13 protein-coding genes are annotated in these 17,092 nt (G+C 39.4%); 5 read left to right on the top strand and 8 right to left on the bottom strand.

Going from position 1 to position 17,092, the window contains the following annotated elements:
- Nucleotides 1-169 precede the first annotated feature (169 nt).
- The 4 genes from QE450_RS22675 to QE450_RS22660 all read right to left on the bottom strand — a co-directional run bounded on the left by QE450_RS22675 (nt 170) and on the right by QE450_RS22660 (nt 5,791).
- Nucleotides 170-2,611: a glycoside hydrolase family 31 protein gene (locus QE450_RS22675; protein WP_307302304.1), complete on the bottom strand. Its 2,442-nt coding sequence runs from the start codon at nt 2,609-2,611 to the stop codon at nt 170-172.
- A 117-nt stretch (nt 2,612-2,728) separates the two neighbouring features.
- Nucleotides 2,729-3,997, bottom strand: a complete 1,269-nt coding sequence (locus QE450_RS22670; RefSeq protein ID WP_307302301.1) for an ABC transporter substrate-binding protein — start codon at nt 3,995-3,997, stop codon at nt 2,729-2,731.
- Between the two features lie 76 nt (nt 3,998-4,073).
- Entirely contained in the window at nt 4,074-4,910 is an 837-nt protein-coding gene (locus QE450_RS22665; RefSeq protein WP_273614672.1) for a carbohydrate ABC transporter permease, read from the bottom strand.
- Complete coding sequence (locus tag QE450_RS22660) at nt 4,910-5,791, bottom strand: carbohydrate ABC transporter permease (RefSeq protein WP_273614671.1); 882 nt, start codon at nt 5,789-5,791, stop codon at nt 4,910-4,912. Before QE450_RS22660 ends, QE450_RS22665 begins: the two co-directional genes overlap by 1 nt.
- Before the next feature lie 297 nt (nt 5,792-6,088).
- Between QE450_RS22660 and QE450_RS22655 the strand changes: the two genes are divergently transcribed.
- On the top strand, nt 6,089-6,847 hold the full coding sequence (locus tag QE450_RS22655) for a tryptophan-rich sensory protein (RefSeq protein ID WP_307302298.1): 759 nt from the start codon (nt 6,089-6,091) through the stop codon (nt 6,845-6,847).
- Between the two features lie 155 nt (nt 6,848-7,002).
- On the opposite strand, the gene QE450_RS22650 is transcribed toward QE450_RS22655, so the two are convergent.
- The 3 genes from QE450_RS22650 to QE450_RS22640 form a co-directional block, all read right to left on the bottom strand.
- Nucleotides 7,003-7,383: a RidA family protein gene (locus QE450_RS22650; protein ID WP_273614669.1), complete on the bottom strand. Its 381-nt coding sequence runs from the start codon at nt 7,381-7,383 to the stop codon at nt 7,003-7,005.
- Between the two features lie 174 nt (nt 7,384-7,557).
- Nucleotides 7,558-8,787: an MFS transporter gene (locus tag QE450_RS22645; protein ID WP_274172986.1), complete on the bottom strand. Its 1,230-nt coding sequence runs from the start codon at nt 8,785-8,787 to the stop codon at nt 7,558-7,560.
- Between the two features lie 307 nt (nt 8,788-9,094).
- Entirely contained in the window at nt 9,095-10,507 is a 1,413-nt protein-coding gene (locus QE450_RS22640; RefSeq protein WP_307302294.1) for a sensor histidine kinase, read from the bottom strand.
- 156 nt (nt 10,508-10,663) lie between these two features.
- Here QE450_RS22640 and QE450_RS22635 point away from each other — a divergent pair, with 156 nt between their 5' ends.
- Genes QE450_RS22635 through QE450_RS22625 form a run of 3 tightly spaced genes read left to right on the top strand, consistent with a single transcriptional unit; the run spans nt 10,664 to nt 12,915 of the window.
- A complete protein-coding gene (locus QE450_RS22635) occupies nt 10,664-11,521 on the top strand; it encodes a carbon-nitrogen hydrolase family protein (RefSeq protein WP_273614667.1) in 858 nt (285 codons plus the stop codon).
- Nucleotides 11,522-11,524: 3 nt separating this feature from the next.
- Complete coding sequence (locus tag QE450_RS22630; protein WP_373462028.1) at nt 11,525-12,235, top strand: GNAT family N-acetyltransferase; 711 nt, start codon at nt 11,525-11,527, stop codon at nt 12,233-12,235.
- A gap of 8 nt (nt 12,236-12,243) precedes the next feature.
- The gene (locus QE450_RS22625; protein ID WP_307302291.1) at nt 12,244-12,915 is read left to right on the top strand and encodes a GNAT family N-acetyltransferase; all 672 of its coding nucleotides are present in this window, start codon (nt 12,244-12,246) and stop codon (nt 12,913-12,915) included.
- Nucleotides 12,916-13,589: 674 nt separating this feature from the next.
- Here the strand turns inward: QE450_RS22625 and QE450_RS22620 are convergent.
- Nucleotides 13,590-13,817 carry a CsbD family protein gene (locus QE450_RS22620; protein ID WP_204826491.1) on the bottom strand — a complete coding sequence of 76 codons (228 nt, stop codon included), beginning with the start codon at nt 13,815-13,817 and terminating at the stop codon, nt 13,590-13,592.
- Nucleotides 13,818-14,180: 363 nt separating this feature from the next.
- Between QE450_RS22620 and QE450_RS22615 the strand changes: the two genes are divergently transcribed.
- Nucleotides 14,181-16,859: a YhgE/Pip domain-containing protein gene (locus tag QE450_RS22615; RefSeq protein ID WP_307302288.1), complete on the top strand. Its 2,679-nt coding sequence runs from the start codon at nt 14,181-14,183 to the stop codon at nt 16,857-16,859.
- The last annotated feature ends 233 nt before the right edge of the window (nt 16,860-17,092 follow it).

Here is a 17,092-nt window from a genome sequence, read left to right as displayed (position 1 = left end):
GTTTTTCTTTATCTGGATATGCACTATTTTTCAATCCATTTTTAGAGTTATCATCATTATCGTCTTTTCAGCAAAAATAATGAGTAAAAATTAAGATATTGTCTATCTATCATAACATTAAAAAAAGGTCACTTCCTTCACCAATCTCTGTGAAAGAAATGACCTTTTTTTAGACTTTTAGAACCAATTCATTTTGCTCTGTATCAGATACTTGAATCAAAATATCTCCACTATCTTCATCCATACTCCAACCTGATTTTCCTTCAGCAAGATCGTCTAGCGAAATACGCTCTAATCCTACAATCTCTGTCGGTTGAAACTCCGGTTGACGCAGTGTAAAGCGTAACTGATCACGAACAGCTACATACTGTCTATTTGCATAACGGATCGACAATCGCAATTCATCCTGTCCACCACATGCACGAATATCAAGTTTCGAATGATTACCATTTTCATAAGCAAATGTCTCTCCATCATCTTCATACAGGCTATACTCTGCTGTAAATGAAGCATCTGCAACAGCACCATAGATATGGAAAGTAATGGATTCATCTGCCTGATCGCCTGTGTATTGACGTAGCGACCCTTCAACTACAATCGAACCTGCACGTATAAACATCGGTAATACATCTAGCGGAGCATCCACCAAAATATGTCTGCCACCTTCATGACGCTCGCCTGTCCAATAATCATGCCATGTTCCTTCAGGTAGATATACTGCGCGACAATACGTATCCGGTCGGTAAATCGGAGCAATCAACACGTCTGACCCAACCAAAAATTGATCGCAAAGATTAGTAACCTGCGGATCGCGTGGATATTCTAGAATCAATGGACGAATAATCGGCATTCCTGTCTGCGCGGCTTCATGGAACAGATTATATAAATGGGGTAACCAGCGATAACGCAGTCCGATATATTCTCGTAAAATACTTTCCGTCTGCTCGCCAAACGACCACGGTTCTTGACGTGCTGTACCAAGCGATGAGTGATTACGACAATACGGGAAAAAGGCTCCCATCTGTGTCCAGCGTACAAGCAATTGATCTGAAGTATGATGCGCAAATCCACCGATATCCGGCCCGGCAAAAGGTAACCCTGACAATCCCATATTGAGTACCATTGGAATCGCCATCGCCATATGCTCCCAGAAACTGCGATTATCCCCTGTCCAGATTGCCGCATATCGCTGAATTCCTGAATAACCTGCACGTGTCAAAATAAAAGGACGACGACCATTCATATTGTTTTTCATACCTTCATACGTTGCTTTGGACATCAGTAATCCATACAAATTATGCAATTCTTCATGCGTCATCGGTTTACCATTATTTTTATGAATAACATCCAGATCCATTGTTTTGAGTGTATTAAATACAGCAGGTTCGTTCATATCGTTCCAGATGCCTTCAATACCAAGCGATGTATAATAATCGTGCAGTTGTCCCCACCACTCTGCTGTTCTGTTATCGGTGAAATCAGGAAAAGCACTGGTTCCTGGCCATACATCTCCGAAATAAATATCTCCTTCTAAGTAACGACCACAGAAATGATCTTCCTGCACCCCTTCACGATAGACCGGATATTTAGGATCTTTTTTCACTCCGGGATCGACAATCGGCACAATACGGATACCCATTTCTTTTAGTTCCGCAATCATCTCTTTCGGATTCGGAAAACGAATTTTATCAAATGTAAATACACGATAGCCTTCCATATAGTGAATATCCAGATAGATCACATCACAAGGAATTTGTTTTTCCCGAAAATCACGAGCTAACTGCATCACTTCACTTTGATTCATATAGCTATAACGAGATTGATGATATCCAAGCGCCCATTTAGGAGGCAACGAAATCCGTCCAGTCATCGATGTATAACGACGAACTACATCTTTCAATTCCGGTCCATAAATAAAATAAATATCATATTGCCCTGTAGAACATCCAATCGTATACGCTACTCCATGTGAACGCATATCAAAGTCAGAACGTCCGGGATTGTCTAGAAATATGCCGTATGTCGTCTCCCCTTGCATATGCAATAGTAAGGGAATCGATTCATATAGCGCTTCGATCTCTGGCATATGAGGAGCATAGACATCGGTATTCCACATCGTATAGCGCTCACCGCGTTTATCCAAAAAGCTAGATTTCTCACCTAATCCGTAAAAATGAGAGCCTTCCTGCATATTGAACAAACCATTGATCGCACCCCGAGGGCTCCAACTGACGGTTTCTTGACGCGCAATTTCGTTTCCATCTTTATCTAACACCGTTAGTGCAAACGTTTGCCTATTGAGCAAAACTTGAATAAGCGATGTTGTAAAAACCAGGTTTTCTTCCTTTTCTTCGACTTCAGGTTGTGATGTTTCACTGCGAGGTAATACAGCTATTGTTGTCGATAGATCAGGATATTCTCCTTGAAATACTTTAAAGCGAAATTCTCCCTCAGAAAAAAAAATCAGTGCGGCATGACTACGTTCTCCGTAACAAAGATAAGCTCCATTATGTTCTTGCCAGCGAATCATATGTCCAAATGAGTTCCATGTTTCCTGTACAACAGGTAATCCTGCCTTGTCCGGGTGTATCGCTTCGCTTGTATCTTCCATTCTACTGTTCCCCTCCGCTGTTGGATGTTGGTAGACATATAGATACCTTTGATGTAGATCAGGCTTGTATCTATTGCTCGCTTCGCCTGATCTACCCAAAGATATATTCATGTCAGACTATCTTAATTGCAAATTAACCCATTCTGCTTGCATTTGTTCCAGCATTTCATCTCTGGTCAACTCTCCAGCGATATAAGCTTGAATCGTACTGCCGTAATCTTTGGTTAATCCTGTTGCAAATCGTGGGAATACCCATTGGAGCGTTTTGCCTGCTTCATTGTATTTCACAATATCCGAACCAATAGGGCCTAGCTGTTTATCGGTCGTTGGAATACTTTTGAAAGCAGGTATAAATTTAAATTCGTCAGTGATATAGTGTTTTCCTGTATCTGAAGTCACTAACCAATTTAAAAATTCTTTGGCTTCTGCTTTGACTGGTGAATTTTTGTTCACGACCCAGTTGTTCGGCACGCTTACAAATAAGCGATCATTCTCTTGTTTGTCATTATTGATCGGAATCGGCATCAGACCGATATTCATATTTGGCTTAATTCCATCGATCTGTACTTGTGTCCAGTTCCCTTGTTGCATCATCGCTGCTTTGCCATTTGCAAACAGTGTTACCTGTGTATTGTAATCAGTTGTTAAAGGATTACTATTTCCGTATTTTACCATAAGATCGACTAGATTCAACCAATCTGTAAATTTCTCATTTCCCGGTATTTGCGCTGTACCTGCATCCAATTGTTGCAAGAATTGTACCGGATCTTTCTGATGAGCAAATGGAATATTGGAATTATGATTACCCAGTACCCACCACTCTTGGAACGCATTCGAGAATGGAATATAACCAGCAGCTTTCAGTTTTTCGCAGACTGCTTGTAATTCCTCTAACGTAGTAGGTAACTGTTTAATGCCTACTTTATCAAAAATATCTTTGTTATAAATAAATCCATATCCTTCTAGACCAATCGGCTGACCATAGATGTGTCCATCCCGACTAATCGATTCTTTGGCTCCATCGACCAGATCACTTACCCACGGCTGATCCGACAAATCTTCCATATATTCAAACCAGAGATTCATTTCTTCATATCCGCCATTGCTGAAAATATCAGGTTCATCACCTGAAGCGAATTTGGCTTTGAGCGAAGCCGCATAATCACTACCCCCACCGACAGACTGAATATCTAACTTCACGCCCGGATGAGTTTTCTCGTATTCTACTTTTAATTTGGCAAGAGCGCCGGATATCTCTACTTTATATTGATAAATATGAATCGTCTTGGTTCCACTTGCATCTTCTGTATTCTGATTGCCACAACCGGATAATACGGCCGCTAATCCGAAGAGCAAAGTCAGTGGTAGTAAAAGTATTTTTTTCATACTTCAATCCTCCTGTTTTGCTTATTTCAATTCTGTCTCTATTTCATATTGGATATTCATTTAGGTGCTATAAATATTAACCTTTAACAGATCCTGAAGTGATACCTTCAATAATATAGCGTTGCATAAACAGGAAGAAAATAATAATCGGTGTAATACCAAGCACTAGCGCCGGCAATGCCATATCCCATTGCTTCGTATATTGACCGAAAAAGCTGTATGTTGCGATCGGAATTGTACGTAATTCAGGGCTGGATAAGATAAGAGAAGGCAATAGATAATCGTTCCAGATCCATAATGTATTCAAAATAATAACCGTTACAAACATCGGTTGCATTAACGGACACACGATACGGAAAAAGACACCATAACGTGAAGAACCATCTACACGAGCCGCTTGTTCGATTTCAAGAGGAACCGTTTTGACAAATCCATGGAAAAGAAACACAGACAAAGGTGCACCAAACCCAAGATAGCTTACAATCAATCCATACATACTATTATTAAGACGATATTTGCTCGCCATTTCCATTAACGGCAACATAATCGATTGGAAAGGAATAACCATTGCAGCTACAAAAACAAAAAATAAGATGCGATTAAACAATGATGGATGACGTACCATCTGATAAGCAGCCATCGAACTGATTAATACTAATAATAGATTGCTGACAATCGTCACAATCAATGAATTTTTAAGCGCTGTAGGGAAATCGATAGCTGTCCATGCTTTGGCATAATTGCTCCACAAATACGCTTGAGGCAAGCCTGCTGAATTGGACAAAATATCGGCAAAAGATTTCACTGAATTGACCAGTAAAAAGTAAAAAGGAATCAAGAAGATTAAGCCGACAATCACAACAATAATTTCGAGAATTAGTGTACGAACACCGTATCGTTTTTGAATATCCATTATAGTTCAACCTCCCTGCTTTTCGTCAGACGTACCTGCACACTGGTAATCAATGCCACAATGACGAAGAAAATAACAGCTTTTGCTGTACCCAATCCTAGACGGTTATTCGTAAAGGCTTCATTGTAAATATCCAGTGCTACCGATTCAGTCGCTTTGAACGGTCCACCATTGGTTAACGCTAAGTTAAGATCAAACATTTTGAACGCCCATGAGATCGCTAAGAACAAGCAGATCGTAATCGCAGGCATAATTAGTGGGAAAATAATATGACGCACTACTTGCCAGCGTGTAGCTCCATCAATCTCTGCCGATTCCAAAACATCTTTCGGTACATTGTTTAACGAAGATATGTAAATAACCATCAAATAACCTGCGGTTTGCCAGACAAAGACGATAACGATACCCCAGAATGAAGTCGCGCGATCACCTAACCAGGGAAGATTAAATAAAGATAACCCTGTAGCTTCACCGACAGCGGCAAAACCTTTGATAAAAATAAACTGCCAGATAAATCCAAGCAACAATCCACCGATCATATTCGGCATAAAGAAAATTGTACGCATCAGATTACGTGTAAATAGTGGCTTCGTCAAAATATACGCTAAAGCAAACCCTATAACATTGGTAATAATAATGCCTACTACTGTAAAGCGAACGGTAAACCAAAACGCATTACGAAAATCAGGATCTTTGGTAACGATATGTGTGTAATTGCTAAATCCAACCCAGTTGATTGTTTTTGAAATACCATTCCAATCTGTAAATGAATAATACAGACCCAAAATAAATGGAATAATCACAATTAGTGCAAAAAACAAAGTGGCGGGCCCTACAAAAATAATCTGTTGAATCCATTGTGACGCTTTTTTACCGACCATATTCAGTGTCCTCCTTCAAGTCCCTTTTATCAGATGAAACAATCAACATATTGTTATATACCCAAGCTTTGACAAATTGATGACTGTTTTAACAATATTTCTATTCACAAAATGATAGCGCTATCATTTTTATGCTTTTTCAATATGATATTTTAGCACCAACATGCTTCTACTATTACAGGTTACGAAATAGTGATTGCTGTGTAACTACGCTTTGAAATGGGTATATAGTTAAAGCATTCTGTATACCGAATGTCAGCTTTACATATGATCTCAAAAAATAAGGAGGGACTCCTATTGTCCAAACTCAATACGTACAAATGGCTGAATGTAGTAGCTATTGCGGCGGTATTGGTGATGAATTATCTAGCAGCCACCCTACCACTATTCGGTAGAGGTACAGGTGAAATTTCGGATATGTTCGAAATTCTATTAACACCTGCTAGTTATGCATTTTCCATATGGTCTGTGATCTATCTATTGTTAGTAGGCTTTGTGATTTATCAATTCCGCAATTCTTCTGAAAGTAACGAAGGCATCGAAGCGGTTGGAATCTGGTTAATCATCAATTCATTATGTAATATTATCTGGTTGTTCTTCTGGCATTCGTTGTTAACAGAAATTGCGACAGTGATTATTGTTCTGTTATTATTAACCACGATTGTATTGTATGTACGCACAAGAAGAATTGTTCGTCCATCGGTCGCTCAGATTATTCTGGTCAAATTACCGTTCAGTATTTACATGGGTTGGGTATCGGTTGCTACCATTTTGAATATCGGGATCGTGTTACACAAAAATGATTGGTCTGGTTTTGGACTTCCACCGACTGTCTGGTCAGTCATTGGACTAATCGCCGGTGCATTGATTGCTCTTGTGATTGGATATCGCTATCGTGACAGTATTTATCCGCTTGTCTTTGTATGGGCGTACAGCGCGATTGCATTCAAACATCAAGACTCCCATGCTACATGGTTAACGGCTATTATTTTAGCAGTGGTGTTGTTTATTTATGCGATTATTATTTTCTTTGTTCGCAATCGTACACGAGATTAATAGAATTGTCATTTTGTTTTTATATGCAGAGCCCTTTCTTTTATCGAAGAGAGGGCTCTTGTTGAATTATGTATTTTATATTGAGTTATATATTTTCTATTATCAAAAAAAGACATTCTCATCCAACGAGAACGTCTTTTTTTGGTTACAATGAATTATTTTTTCAAAGCGATAACTTCGATCTCAACCAAAGCATCTTTCGGTAGACGAGCGACTTGCACAGCACTACGCGCGGGATACGGTTCTTTGAAAAATTGACCGTAGATTTCGTTCATAGCTGCGAAATCGTTCATATCTTGTAGAAAGACTGTTGTTTTCACTACTTGATCCAGACTGCTTCCTGCTGCATCTAAAACAGCCGTTACATTTTCAAGAGCGACACGTGCTTGTTCTTGTACGCCTTCTGCTAATTCTCCACTTACAGGATCAAGTCCCAATTGACCGGATGCAAAAATAAACATCCCTGTATCAATCGCTTGTGAATAAGGGCCAAGTGCTCCAGGAGCACGATCGGTAGAAATCGGTTGCTTGCTCATGCGTAATAACCTCTTTTCCTAAAAGTAGTATATGTCTGACATCATTTTAAGCGTGCAGACTGACGTTTGGCAATCCTCACTACAAAGTTAATCTAGTCTAAAGCGCTACAGGTTAGCTCAGATCATCTTTGCAACAGATCAGGTTGCGTCCAAGTTAACCACTATACTCGCTGGTTACAACTGTTGCGGACTTGGATTTTTTAATACTTTGCGTCCTATCGTTACCGCTAGAACTAACAATAAGACCCCGACAGCCGTCTGAAATCCAAATACTTGTACCCATCTAGGTAAAGGTTCGATCCACTCAAAGATTTTTCCTCCGACCAATGGCCCGATAAAAGAAGTGAGCCCTGTAATTGCTGAATAGACAGCGATAAACATCGGACGATCATTTTTGGGTGTATCGCCTATAATAAAATTGAACGATAGCTGATTAAATCCACCTACTCCGATCCCAAGTAACATATGAATAATAAGGAGTGCTAACACGACCGGAATAATTGCATTTAGACTCCATGCGATACAAGAAGCTGCAATAAAAGGTAGCGTCCAATATAGCAATGTTTTGTTACTAAAGCGTGCATTCATATTGCCCCAGAAATAAAAGCTGATCATCATAAATATCGTCTGTACGACAGTCATCGTTGACGTAATCGAGTAACTGACATGCAATACTTCTAACATCACATACGAGTATAACGGCACTACCAAAGTCTGCAACAATAACCAGAAGGCTAGAAACCATGTTGCTTTCATAAATAAACGATCATAGAGTGGCTTGCGTAACATCGGTACAAACTTCGTCTCTGCTGATCGCTCAAAAGGCGCATCTGGATAAAATAGAAAAATAACCACATTCATCACAACACAGATCCATACAATAATATACAAAATCAGAAAGCCTTGCCCGCCCGGATACTTATCAAGCAAAAAGCCTCCTACAAATAAAGTGATACTTCCTAACGCATTCAAGATCGTATTGCGAATCCCAAAATATCTACCCCGCAATCGTCCAGGAACAATATCTCCGATTAACGAAGCCCATACGACACCGATCACGGCATTGGCTACGAATGCTGAAATATACAATACGATAAAAGCAGGAACCCAGAGTTCTTTGGTAAAAATAAAGGGGACTAATCCGGTGGCTCCCCATAATACGCGATGCAGAAATACAGATAAAATCAATACCCATTTCCGCTTATGTAAACGTTGGATCAAAAAAGCAACGATCACCTGTCCAACATTTACAAGTGTAGTCAATGCGATTACTAATCCGATTTGTCCTGCGGTTGCTCCAAGATACAATAAAAAACCTGTTAAAAAAGGCCCGCTTAATAATGTGGAAAAGATTGTAGCTGGAATCCCTTCGGTTGTAGCGATTCGTAAATGATTGCGATACATCGAATATCTTCGTTTCTGCAAATTCAAACGGTTGAGTCCAAGAGCACGTCTTCGTTTGATAAGTATCCTCTCCTTTGTACATTACAAAAGATGACTTTGATTACATAAACTTTAGAATGAATTAGGTTTGTTTACCCTCTCTGACGATAACCAAACGTTAACCGCGCTCTTTTTTGGAACATGTATCCGTATTCATTGCAGTACTCATCTAGCATTACAACATTATTAATCTTTTCAAAAAAATCATCGATGAGCATCATAGCAATGCGGAATAGCTATAATGCTTATACATAGATCGTATACAGGATCATTCTACAGATGGAGGTTGTAGCAATGGCAGATACAGTGAAAATATACTGCCTTCATGCTCTCGGCTCTCCATACCCAGATATCCGCCCAACATCGTGGCTAGATCGCGACTGATCGACAATCCTAGACCTGTACCTCCATAACGACGAGTAATCGAACTATCCGCTTGTTCAAAAGCTTCAAAAATTACTTGATGTTGAGAAGGAGCAATGCCTATCCCTGTATCCTGAACAGAGAATACGATCCATTCACTCTGATCTTCACTATTCCAATGTTTGTGTATACGCATAGTGACACTGCCTTTTTGAGTAAATTTAAAAGCATTGGTCAGCAGATTACGTAAAATCTGTTGGATTCGCTGAGCATCTGAAAAAATCGTTTCTGGAACATGAGAATCTTGTACAGTGGCAAATGTAATGCCTTTTTTCTGAGCAGTAATTTCAAAATGCATGCGTAATACTTCTACTAATTCCCACAATCGTACTTCTTCATACGTAATTTCGAGTTTGCCGGCTTCTACTTTGGATAGATCGAGCACATCATTAATCAATTCCAGCAAGTCTAAGCCTGATTGATAGATCATCTGGCTGTACAGAACCGTTTCTTCTTCTGTACGTTGATCTTCTTTGTCAGCCATCATCTGCGCCAGATTAATAATGCTATTGAGCGGTGTTCGTAATTCGTGAGACATATTTGCCAAAAATTCAGATTTGTATTGAGATACTAACAACAATTGCTTTGCTCGTTCTTCTAACACAAATTGAGTCTGTTGCAGTTCCTCGGTCTGTTGATACAGCAGTTCATTGGCATGTTCAAGTTGTAACATTCGTTGTCGTTCGGTATGAAAATCACGCAAAATAAAAACAAATACACCGCTCATTAAGATAGACATCGGTAAGGTAAATGGCATAATTTCGAATACATAAATACGTATTGGCACAACACCCAGTACAGCAATATCAAACGTATTGATTATATTGACGACAAGCACTGTTATAATCGCTTTGATATGAAGTTTGACTGTACTATTGCGCATCCAGATATTCAGAACCGCACAAACTGCTCCCAGAATAGATAGATTCAATACGCCTACAAACGCAGCCATATCGATGCCAAACGTTAAGCGAGTTAATCCAATGCCGACACCGACCAACATGATCACAATAGGTCTAGAATAGACAGCCGCCGCAACAATCAGAGGTAGAAAACGAAGATCAAAAATAACGTTTTCACTTAATCGAAAGCCAAAAAAGCAACTTGCCCAACCAGCAAAAATTAATAAAAAGATCGAACTCACATATTTGATACGTGCCGAAAAACGGATAAGTGCATATTTATAAATAATATTTGCCACATATGCAATGGTGACCATCATCCCCGCATTCATCAGGAAATTCTTTATGAACCCCATATGATCACTCCTGCTTTTAATGTAAAATAAAGTAAAATATATATCGCATATTCCAATTTAAATTGTAGCATAGGTACTTCGTTTATTCCTCTTTTATAACCTTTCTCAATTCTGTTATGATGGATATATCTCAATATCAGGAGGTTTTTATTCGCTATGAAATTTCGCGTATCGGCGGTACAATATCGCCTTCACACCATATCTTCTTTTGAAGAATTTGCTGCTCAAGTCACTCATTATGTGAAGACTGCGCAAGAATTTGAAGTAGACTTTATTCTTTTTCCTGAATTTTTTACCACTCAATTGTTATCGATTGGTGATGAACATGGACAAGCACTAGGTATTGAGAGATTGCCTGATTTTACTGAAGCTTATGTGCAATTATTTCAACAACTGGCTCAGGAAACAGGTACTCATATTATCGGCGGAACCCATGTGATCGAAAAAGCAGGAAAATTATACAATACAGCTCATTTATTTTATCCAGATGGACGGGTCGCTGTACAACCCAAACTTCATATTACGCCAACCGAAGTGACAGAATGGAATATGTCAGCAGGCGATGGCTTAACTGTATTTGAAACAGATAAAGGAACGATTGCTCTGTTAACCTGTTATGATATTGAATTCCCTGAAATTGTGCGTATGGCAAAAGCAAAAGGTGCAGATGTGATTTTCTGTCCGTCTTGTACTGATGATCGTCATGGCTTCCATCGTGTTCGTTACACCAGTCATGCTCGTGCTGTCGAGAATCAAGTCTATGTAGTTACAACGGGTACAGTCGGTTCTTTACCAACAGTAGACTTTATGCGTGGCAACTTCGGACAAGCGGCTGTAATTACGCCGAATGATGTTCCTTTTCCACCACGTGGCATTCTAGTGGAAGGCGAGATCAATGATGATATGATCGTGACCGCTGACCTTGATCTGGAACTGTTATATCAAGTCCGTGAAAAAGGCTCTGTCACTACGTGGCGTGATCGGCGTACAGATTTGTATACCGATTGGTCTTAACATATGACGATGAATGAAGGTACTCTTCCATCATATTATAAATCATGTTATGTATTCCATAACCGCACCCCATATCCTGCTATTGTCCGGTCATATACACAAAAAGATTTTGAACATTTAATAGAGATTCAGCGTGCTGCTTTTCCACCGCCATATCCTTCTGAGCTATGGTGGAATACCGAGCAACTGCATGAACATATAACACGCTTTCCTCAAGGTGCACTTTGTATTGAAATTGATGGTGTGCTAGCAGGTTCAATGACTTCATTATTGATTGATTTCGACCCTAATCATCCACAACACACCTGGGAAGAAGTCACAGATAACGGGTATATTCGCAATCATCAACCGACAGGAGATACATTGTACGTTGCCGATTTATGTGTACATCCTCATTATCGGCAATGGGGGCTTGGTAAATTACTCATGCAGTCCATGTATGAAGTCGTCACTGCGATGGGGCTTACACGATTACTGGGTGCAGGTCGTATGCCCGGTTATCATCAGGTCGCTCAGGACTATACACCACAGCAGTATGTAGAAGCGATCACGCAAGGAGCATTGTATGATCCTGTCATATCATTTCTACTCCGCTGTGGACGAACACCGCTCACGATTATCGAACATTATTTAGACGATGAAGAATCACTCCATTATGCTGTGTTGATGGAATGGCAGAATCCGCTCCTAATTACACGTAACTTGAAAGGATGACTATACTGATGGAATTTGTACGTATTACGAATATTGAAGATCTTTTATTTGCAGATATGCATGGTTTGATGGGACGTATTTTCCCGGCAGAAGAAGTATTATCGTTTGATCTATGGAAAGAACCGTTAGAAGATCCGGGTATTCGTGTTTTTGTAGCTGTACATGAAGGCAAAGTCGTAGGAGCTACCGAGTACCGTTATTACGAAGATGATAACGTGGCGATGACTGATTTTACGATTATCGGCGAACCGGGATTAGGTATCGGAGCTTTTCTAGCTAATCAACGTCAAGCTGATCTACAACAAGTCGCTAGCGAAGCAGGCAAAGAATTATTCGGGATGTTCGCTGAAATCTACGATCCTTACCGTATCGAACATCATGAGTTTGGTGGTATCAAACCGATGGACCCTTTTGTCCGTCGTGAAGTTCTGTCTCATCTGGGTTATCGCAAATTAGATTTCCCTTATATTCACCCATCATGGAACAACGATGGCGAAGCTGTATCTGAACTCGATTTCTGCTTTCTAGCCTATGATCCAACAACTACATCTCTACCTGGATCACTAATCGAAAAGTTCCTACGTCGCTATTACGCCGTTCTCGCTCAAAAACCAGAAGCATGGGAACAAATGGTCACCCAAGTCGGTCAACGCTCCCAAGTTGCCCTACTTCCACTCTAAATCTATTTATAAAAAAATAAAAAAGCTGATGCAAAGCGGTCCATTCTCCCCCTTTGTCATCAGCTTTTTACTTTTCATATGTAGTATTTTATACGTAATATTTTTAAATATAATATATCTTAATTTTATTCCTACTTAAAAGTAAACCATCCCTTCATTCTATCCGTACATAAATTATAACTCTTTCTATTACACAGACTATACCCTAATATCTTTTTAAATATTATTTCTCTACAAATTCATATGTCTTATATATTTTTTCTATCTCTTTCCTAACTCAATTTTTTGAATCACCCTGCCACTTCCGCAGCGGCAGAGCCGCAAGAAAATCATTACTGTATGCTTCAGCACGTAGTGAGCGAAGAGAAGGGGAATCTTCTGAAAGTCGCCTTTGAACGGTGATCCCCACCGCATAGCGGTTATTCAAGGGATCATCGTTCACCAGCGACGCCAAGAAGATCCCCTTCTCGCAGCGCCTCACCACGCGCCCCAGCATTCCAATCATTTTCCCATTACAAATGAATAAGGCGATTGTGATATCCCCGATTAAGGATATTACAATCGCCCTTTATGTTATGTGCCATCTATGTCGTTGTTAGTCACATGCAAGACCAATTCTACGATACTTTTGACCATTCTGGCAAGCCTAAATTGCAAAATTATAAATGCACAGCTTATAACAACGTGTTATTAGCATCATTTTCGTAATGACGTTTACTCCACGTATTGTACTCTTCTTCAGCTGCTTCTTTACTATGACCGTAACGTTCTTGCAATTTCCCGATAAATTTCTCTTTTTCACCGTTGATTACATCTAGATCATCATCCGTCAATTTACCCCACTGCTTTTTCGCTTCACCTTTAAATTGCGTCCATTTGCCTTTGATAATATCATCATTCATTGTTATTCGCTCCTTTATCATTTTGGGTTGGATCAACATTGATAGGTATAGATATGCCGATCAGATGCTGATACTGACTTATTTGACTCAAAGCACATCCATATGAAAATTGTGGTACAATAAAATAAATAGATAGCCTACCTAAATAAAAAGATAATATTCACTTGCTTGTTGAGCCTATAGCGTTTATTATCCATACTCAAGGCATACAACCTGTTGAAGGATTGATATATAAGCTATCCTACGTTGTATTTAACCTGACCTTTTACTTCTGAATCGTTAGGGTAGTGTAAGGAGTTAGAGGTTAAATGATAGTATGAAGTATTGAATTTATTATAGGCGATTAGGTGGTATAACGAAGTTATGAGAAACATTTGGAATATTTATAAAAGTGATTGGAAAAACATTTTCGGTGTCTCTACAGGTATTTTGTTAGTCATTGCGATTATGTTATTACCTTCGGTATACGCGTGGTTTAACCTCAAAGCGATGTGGGACCCGTACAGCAATACGTCAGGTATCAAAATTGCCATCACTTCTCAAGATAAAGGAACCACAATTGAAGGAAAAGAGATTAATGTCGGTGATCAAGTACTGGAGAATCTGAAAAAGAACACAACATTAGGTTGGACATTTGTAGATGAAGATACCGCTAGACATGGTGTCGATACAGGCGAATATTATGCCAGCCTACTTATTCCATCTGACTTTTCCAAAAAAATTGGCAGTATTCTAACCGATAATCCGGTAAAGCCTAAAATTATCTATACTGTAAACGAAAAAATCAGTGCAGTTGCGCCCAAAATTACTGATAAAGGTGCTACTACGATTACACAACAGATCAGCGATGAATTTGTAGAAACCGCCAGTGAAGCAGTTCTTACCAAAATGCAAGACGCTGGAATCAAATTCGAAGAAGAACTTCCAACGATTCGCAATATTGAAAACAAAATTTTGACAGTAGAAGCACGCTTACCAGAGATTGATGAATTTGCGGATAAAGCTTTAGAGCTAGAGAAAAAGCTTCCACAAATCGATGCTCAAGCACAAAAAATTGTCGCTTTGCAAAAACGAATTCCTGAGATCGAAGCCGCCGGTAATATGATTCTCAAAGTAGAAGATAATCTGCCGAAGATCAAAGAAGCAGGCAATCAGATTTTATTGTTACAAAAACGACTACCCGAAATTCAAGCCGCCGCAGATAAAGTGAGCGAACTTGATAAAAACTTTTACAAAGTAGAAGATGCACTCAACCAAGCGATTGAGGATGCTGACAAATTATCCGGTATTATTACAGCTGCTCAAGAAGCATTGCCAAAAGTAAAAGAAATTACAGATATCAGCGCTGATTTTACCAATCGAGTTAATACTTTTTTAGATGAAAATGATGGTGCTTTTGATTCAGTGGCACCGATTATTCGTCAAAATTTAGTTCTGTTACAACAAACAGCCGATGCGACTACTCAATTAGTCGATGCAATTCAAGGCGCAGATATTGATCCGCAAGCGGCTCTGGATGCTCTCTCATTTCTAGATACACGCTTATCTCGTGCTGTCGGTATTATCGAGCGCACTACCGATCTATTAACGCGTCTTAATAATGTATTGCCGAACCATCCGCTGGATAATCCAATCAGTCGACTCAATACGGTACATGACAAATTTGAACGTCAATTGGAACTGGTACGCAGTATTCAGCAAGCGATCACCAATGGTCAACAACCTGCTGAAGATATTTTGAACAATCTTCGTCAATTGTCTACAGATGCTAGCGATACATTAGGGGATATCATCTCAATCTATGATAGTCAGATCGTACCTGATATTAATCAAGGGCTGGACAATCTTAGAACCGTAGCCAAAGATGCAGCAAGTGTGTTGCAGACGGCTCAGCAAAAGTTACCCGATGTTGAAGCGGTGCTAAATGATGCTCAAAGCGGAGTACAGTTCGGTCAAGAAGAATTGAAGCAATTGCAGACCGATCTTCCGAATATCGAGAAAAAATTACATGAGGCTAATCAATTATTACAAAGCAAAATGGCCGAGTTCACCAAGCTTATTAATAATGCGGCTGACTTTGTAAATAACGATCTGCCCGGTATTGAAACGAAAGTTCATGATGCCGCCGATTTTGTACGTAACGACCTACCCAAAGCAGAAAAAGAGTTAGATAAAATTACAGATTTGATCCAAAATAAATTACCAGAAGCCGAAAATGCGGTGCATAAAGTAGGCGATTTTATACGTGATGATCTACCGGGACTTGAAAAATCGGTGCACAGTGCAGCCAATAAAGTCAGACTGCTCAAAAATAGCGATAGCGAGCTGTCCCAAATTATCAAATGGTTAAAAGGAGATATTCAGCAAGAAAGTGACTTTTTATCAAGCCCAGTACAGCTAGAAGAAAATCGCACTTATCCGATTCCTAACTATGGTTCAGCGATGTCGCCATTTTACACTACCCTCTCGATCTGGGTAGGCGCAATGTTATTAGTATCTATGTTCAAAGTCGAAGTCGAAGATATAGAAAAACGTTACCGTCCGTATCAGATTTATTTTGGTCGAATGTTTACCTTTATGACGATCGGTATGGTACAAGCGCTTATTATTTCGCTTGGAGATATCTTTATATTAGGTGCATATGTCGTCGATAAAGTCTGGTTTGTCGGGTTAAGTATATTGATCAGTATGGTTTTTGTAACACTAACCTATACACTCGTATCGGTATTCGGCAATATCGGTAAAGGACTGGCTATCATTTTGCTTGTACTGCAATTTTCAAGTTCAGGTGGTACATTCCCTGTCAGTATGACCGGGACTTTTTTCCAAGCATTACATCCATGGTTCCCATTCACCTACGCTGTAGAAGTGCTACGTGAAGCAGTCGGCGGGATGCTGATGGAGACAGTGTATCGAGATGTACTGTATCTGATTGGATTTATGATATTGTTTATGCTATTTGCAGTTGTATTCAAAAAACCATTAGGACCACTAACTGAAAAAATGGCAGAAAAAGCGAAAAAAACAAAACTAATTCCTTAAGCGTTTGGCATTATAAACGCGACTTCTTCTACTTCAATCAATAATGATTTTTGCACAGCAAAATATCTTACATCTAGCACTTGGCATTATAAGCGCGACTTCTTCTACTTCAATCAACAATGATTTTTGCACAGCAAAATATCTTACATCCAGCGTTTGGTATTATAAACGCGACTTCTTCTACTTCAATCAACAAATATCTCAATCCTATATCCAACCAAAAAAAAGAGCCG

The sequence above is a fragment of the Paenibacillus sp. SORGH_AS_0306 genome, from assembly GCF_030819345.1.
Lineage (GTDB): Bacteria > Bacillota > Bacilli > Paenibacillales > Paenibacillaceae > Saccharibacillus > Saccharibacillus kyungheensis.
Note: the sequence above shows the minus strand (reverse complement) of the source record. Positions and strands in the feature narration are given on the sequence as shown.